Below are 5,326 nucleotides of genomic sequence, written 5' to 3' on the forward strand. Positions count from 1 at the left end.
GTGAACACTTCTTAGAAATAGAATCGTTCAGCTGCACTCTCATTATGCTACACTTTTATACTATTATTAATCTACTTGAATATCTGGATATAAGTTTTGTACTTCTAACTTAAAGGCTTCAATTGCTTCTTCTTGAGTTACTTCACCTTTAGAATAAGGAGTCAATGCTAAGTCATCGAAGGCTCCAGCAATTCCTTGGTCAAATTCAGTTATTATGGAACCATCAATATTTGGAATTGCATCAGCAAAAGCATCATAATGGTTTTGTCCACCCAAGAATTCTTCCTCATAGTCTCCACGAACTTCCTCTACAACATTTTCATTAGACACAACGTCTCCTGTGTCACTTGCCCAGGTTGTCATAAAGTCTTCATTTGTTGTCAACCATTCAATTAATTGAGCGGCTTCATCCTGCATGTCCGAAGTTTGAGTTGTACCGATCCATGTTCCGCCACGGAAGTATGAAGTAGGACCTGTGACCATTCTCCAGTTACCAGCAGTTTCATCTGCATTTGGTTTCAACCAGAAATGCATCCCCCACGTTGGTAAGCTGTATCCCATTACTTCATCACTATTCATGGCAGCAAAATATTCTTCGCCTCGAGGTTCAGCATCCATCATCAAACCTTCATCGACCATTATTTTAGCTGTGTCTAGCAGTTCGTATACTTGATCATCGATAACTAATTCACCATCAACAACCCAGCCCTGATCACGAGACATGTAGTAAGGATGATTCAAGTCCTCACGTCCTGAAACCATATAAATTGAACCGTCTGTTGCATCTCTGAGTTCGCGGGCCGTCTCCAGGAATCCATCCCAGTTACCAATCGCTGCCTGCATGTCCTCGGGTGATTCAATACCTAAATGTTCACTCGCCAAGTCTTGACGGTAGAAGAAAGCACCCGGTGTTGTCTGCCATGAGTTCATGACAAATGTGCCATCTGCTTGCGTACCGATTTCTTTAACGTAATCGAAAGTAGCTTCTGCACCCTCCATAATTCCATCGTACTGGCTTAAGTCAACGAGCATACCTGATTCAACGTATTTTTTAACAAAAGCCTGTTCTGCAAAAATAACATCCGGTGCATCATCAGTTCCGAAAACAGGATCTAACTGAGTTTCGAACTCTTCTGTTGGAATTTCAGAAATATTGATCTCATAGTCTAAGTCAGGAAATTCTTCAAGATAGTAATCATTGATCATAGTGGATGCTTCATCTGTAAATGTCCAGACGTCCAAGACACCTTCGCCACCTGTGGTTGGCGCTGCAGTTTCTTCTCCCTCTTCTGTTTCTGCAACATCCTCATCGGTTGTTCCTTCATCCGTCGTGTCTCCATTACCACATGCTGCCAAAGTAAGTGCTGACATTGTTGCTAAACTTAAAAACCATTTTCTATTTATCATGAATATCCCTCCAAATTCAGTTTAAATACCAATCAGTAGTAGCCTATTTTTTTCGATAGCACTCCTTCCTTTAGTTTCCTTCTTCTATTTTTAATCTTGCAGTATAAGTTAAACCTTTAATTGGAAGTTCTAACTTATAGAAACAGCCGATATAAAGCGTTTACATATTAAGCGAAAAAATATATTAGTTTGTTCGCCTTACAAACTAACGCGCGTTACATACATATACTAACTTACTGTCCAATTAAAAGCAATAGTTTTTTCAGGTGACTTTTTCACTCAATTTAATGCTTTAGGCTAGTGCACAAAAAAGGCTCTATAATTAATCGAGCCAGCGCGTTCGTTAGAACTCACCAGCACGATTTATTATAGAACCTTAAAGGTCTAACTCATTGAGGTAACTCTAATGGCTAAGGGTATTTAAGTGCAAAAAAAAAGTGCGGACAGTTTGGCCTGTCCGCACTAACGCAACCTACATTGTAGGCGAGATCTCGCGTTCACAGCGTTTGATCTCCAATACCAACTTCCCGTTGTGATGATTTAACATCTGTACCGTGCTTGAAGTTTCCACAAAAAGTGGAAACATTCGACTCATCGCATAAAATTATATTACCATATATTCCGCTGCTTTACAACATCTTTTTTTCCACAATAGCATTGATCCATGCCTTAGCAATCAAACCATGCCCCGCTAAAGTCGGATGGACACCATCTTCGCCCGTGTAGTAGCTGAAGCTGTTCTTTATTCCCTGCGCATTGAGCAATCCATCTAACGGAATCAATTCCGTTTGATATTCTTTCGCCATTTTCCTGACAATTTGAATGCGCTGATCTAAATCTTTACGCCAATTCACCCGATCTTTTGGATAAGGAAGAACAAAAGGTTCCATTAATATCACACGTGCATCCGTACGCTGGAGAAGAGACTTGAGTAAAAAGCGATAATCGGATTCAAATCCTTCCATCTCTGCTTCAGTCGCTATGTGTTTACTCTCCTGACTTCTCCATGTATCGTTGATACCGATGAGCAAGGTCACGATATCTGGATTCAGATCCAAACAATCTTCTTCCCATCTGTTTTTAACATCACTCAGCTTATCTCCGCCAATGCCTCTATTTAAAATGGCCAATCTTTTTTCTGGGAACAGTGTTTGGAGGTAAGCTGAAATCAATAAAGGAAAACCTTGTCCGAGATCAGCCGGATCGAGTCTATCACGACCTGCATCTGTAACGCTGTCTCCAATAAATAAAAGAGTATCATCATTCATCATTTTCATCTGAATTCTCCTTAGTCACTTGTTAACTTATCATTTTTTTGCAAAAAATTATATACTGCGCCAATTAAATTAGCATCGTTTCTGAATGTGCATAGCTCCAGTTCCGGACGGAATATTTTATATTTGATACGATTAAGCAAGTCTATCATCTCTAAGTTCAGACGATCAAGGAGACCATCCATATTGGATACACCGCCACCGATAATTATTTTTTCAGGATCAAACGAGTAGGCAATGTTATAGAGACCCCTTGTCAGATATGAATAAAACTTGTCGACTTCTTCCTTGGCTACCGGATCGCCTTCTTCAGCTAACTCAAAAACTTGTTTCCCATCAATCTCATCATGAGATAACCCTTTTCGATCGGCATAGCGCATAGCCATTCTAACAGCTGTACCTAATTCGCTAAAGCTCTGCGTTTCGTTAAGGAGCATAAACCCGAATTCTCCACCAGACAAGTGCGGCCCATGATGCACTTCTTTATTCACTATAACTGCCCCGCCGATCCCAGTTCCTATAACAACAAAGAGGACGGTATCATTATCTTTCGCTGAACCTTTCCATACTTCGGCTAGTCCCGCACTATTCGCATCATTTTCAAATGATACAGGCAAGTCGAAAGCCTCTTCGAGTTCATCGTAAATAGGGAAAAAGTGCAGATACTCGATTGCACTTACGCCTTCTATCTGCCTAGCCTTCTGGTTTACTGCCCCCGGAGCAGAAAAGGCGGCTCCTTCTAAAGTGACGTTTTTTTCAGCATTCTTTTTAACGATCACTAATTGTTGCTTCATTTCCTCCCAAGTCTTCGGTGTTTTAAATTTATCTTTTCCGATCAACTGATCTTCGTTCCATATGCCATATTTAACGGCTGAACCGCCAATATCAAATGCTAAAATCGCCATACGTTCTCCTCCATTTTTTCAAAGAATCACTAAATAACATTACCATACCGCAACCATTCCATCGGTACGTGGTTCAGTAGCACCCACATAGGTATTCTCCGATGTTTTTAAAATGATCTGACCTCTGCCAAAATGGCCTTTCACTAATTCTACTTCAACAGCATGTCCCATACGCTTCAATTCGTCGATAAGGAATAAAGGCATCGCTGGTTCTACGATGACTTTATTTCCTTTAATCCATTGCCACCTTGGTGCATCCAAAGCGTCTTGGGGATTCATCCGAAAATCTATCATGGATTGCAACACTTGTAAATGGCCTTGAGGCTGCATATGGCCCCCCATTACGCCGAAAGGCCCAACAGCCTGATTATCTTTTGTTAAAAAACCAGGTATGATCGTATTAAACGGCCGCTTCCCTGGCGCTAACGCATTCACATGTCCCTCTTGTAGGTTGAAACCGAGAGCACGATTATTCAAACTGATCCCGTACCCTGGAACCACTGCTCCTGAGCCAAAGCCCATATAATTGCTTTGAATATAAGAGACCATATTTCCTTCATTGTCTGCCGTTGCCAAATAAACGGTTCCTGAATCATCCTGTAAGCCTGGCTGTGCACTGATGGCTTCGTCAGTTATTAACTTTGCCCGCTCTTTTGCATAGGTCTCAGATAAGAGATCGGAAACGTTCATTTTCATATGATTCGAATCGGCGATGGTCAATTGGCCGTCAGAAAAGGCTAATTTAATGGCTTCAATCTGCTTGTGTATCGTTTCAGGACTGTCTTTCCCATTTAATTCTACATTATTCAATATATTCAAAGCCATTAAAGCGACAACGCCTTGTCCGTTCGGCGGCATTTCCCAAACATCAAACCCTTTGTAATTCACCTTAACAGGCGTGACCCATTCCGGCTGATAACCTGCCAGATCTTCTTTATCCAGATAACCCTTAAACTCTTTTGAAAAAGAAACGACAGCTTCAGCTATTTCTCCTTTATAAAAGCTGCTACCATTCGTTGCACCAATGAGACGCAAAGTTCTGGCATGACCCTTTGAAGACCACACTTCTGCGACGTTTGGCACGCGTCCTTTCGGTGCAAAAACATCAAACCAGGAATTCAATTCCGGAAACTGTTCTTTTTCTTTATTGAACCGTGTATATGACCTTTTGAAGGCATGATGGACCGTATCGGAAATGACGACACCTTCTTCAGCAATCTTAGCTGCGGGTTCGAGCACTTCTGCTAATGATAAGTTCCCGTGTTTTGTTATTAATTCTGCCCAGCCGGCAGGGACACCTGGAACTGTCACCGGTTTTAATCCATATGTTGGAAAAGGTGCCGATTTATCTAAATAAGCTGCCGGTTCCAATCCTTTGGGCGAAGGACCACTCGCATTTAATCCGAACATTTCATTATCTTTCCAGATGATACTGAAACTGTCTCCCCCTATTCCATTTGAACCCGGTTCGACTACCGTTAAAGTAGCCGCTGTAGCGACGGCCGCATCAATGGCATTCCCGCCGGCTTTTAATATATCTCGTCCCACTTGTGCAGCTATGGGATGAGATGTGGCGACCATACCGTTTTTACCATAGACAAGTTCTCTTCTAGAGCCATAATGAAACGCGCCTGTGTTAAAGTTTAAATCCCCCATTTGTCGCTTATCCCCTTTTAATATGTACCACCGAGCAATCACTCGGTGTCTCTTCTCTAGAGTTGAACGATTTCAATCTTGTAT

Annotated in this window: 4 protein-coding genes; all 4 read right to left on the reverse strand. The window is 41.6% G+C overall.

What is annotated here, in order from left to right; translation table 11 throughout:
- Window positions 1–66: 66 nt before the first annotated feature.
- Window positions 67–1,407, reverse strand: coding sequence for an ABC transporter substrate-binding protein (locus tag R6U02_RS07005; protein WP_410262900.1), 1,341 nt, complete (start codon window positions 1,405–1,407; stop codon window positions 67–69).
- Window positions 1,408–2,036: 629 nt separating this feature from the next.
- A complete protein-coding gene (locus tag R6U02_RS07010) occupies window positions 2,037–2,684 on the reverse strand; it encodes an SGNH/GDSL hydrolase family protein (protein WP_410262901.1) in 648 nt (215 codons plus the stop codon).
- 11 nt (window positions 2,685–2,695) lie between these two features.
- On the reverse strand, window positions 2,696–3,586 hold the full coding sequence (locus tag R6U02_RS07015) for an ROK family protein (protein WP_410262902.1): 891 nt from the start codon (window positions 3,584–3,586) through the stop codon (window positions 2,696–2,698).
- 39 nt (window positions 3,587–3,625) lie between these two features.
- Window positions 3,626–5,242 (reverse strand): gamma-glutamyltransferase family protein, encoded by a 1,617-nt coding sequence (locus tag R6U02_RS07020; RefSeq protein WP_410262903.1) that lies wholly within the window; start codon window positions 5,240–5,242, stop codon window positions 3,626–3,628.
- Window positions 5,243–5,326: the final 84 nt, after the last annotated feature.

The sequence above is a fragment of the Alkalibacterium sp. genome (assembly GCF_046484155.1).
Taxonomy (GTDB): Bacteria; Bacillota; Bacilli; order Lactobacillales; family Carnobacteriaceae_A; genus Alkalibacterium.

Coding starts and splice junctions, on each gene's coding strand:
- R6U02_RS07005 (WP_410262900.1), bottom strand. CDS start 1,407: ATGATAAATAGAAAATGGTTTTTAAGTTTAGCAACAATGTCAGCACTT.
- R6U02_RS07010 (WP_410262901.1), bottom strand. CDS start 2,684: ATGAAAATGATGAATGATGATACTCTTTTATTTATTGGAGACAGCGTT.
- R6U02_RS07015 (WP_410262902.1), bottom strand. CDS start 3,586: ATGGCGATTTTAGCATTTGATATTGGCGGTTCAGCCGTTAAATATGGC.
- R6U02_RS07020 (WP_410262903.1), bottom strand. CDS start 5,242: ATGGGGGATTTAAACTTTAACACAGGCGCGTTTCATTATGGCTCTAGA.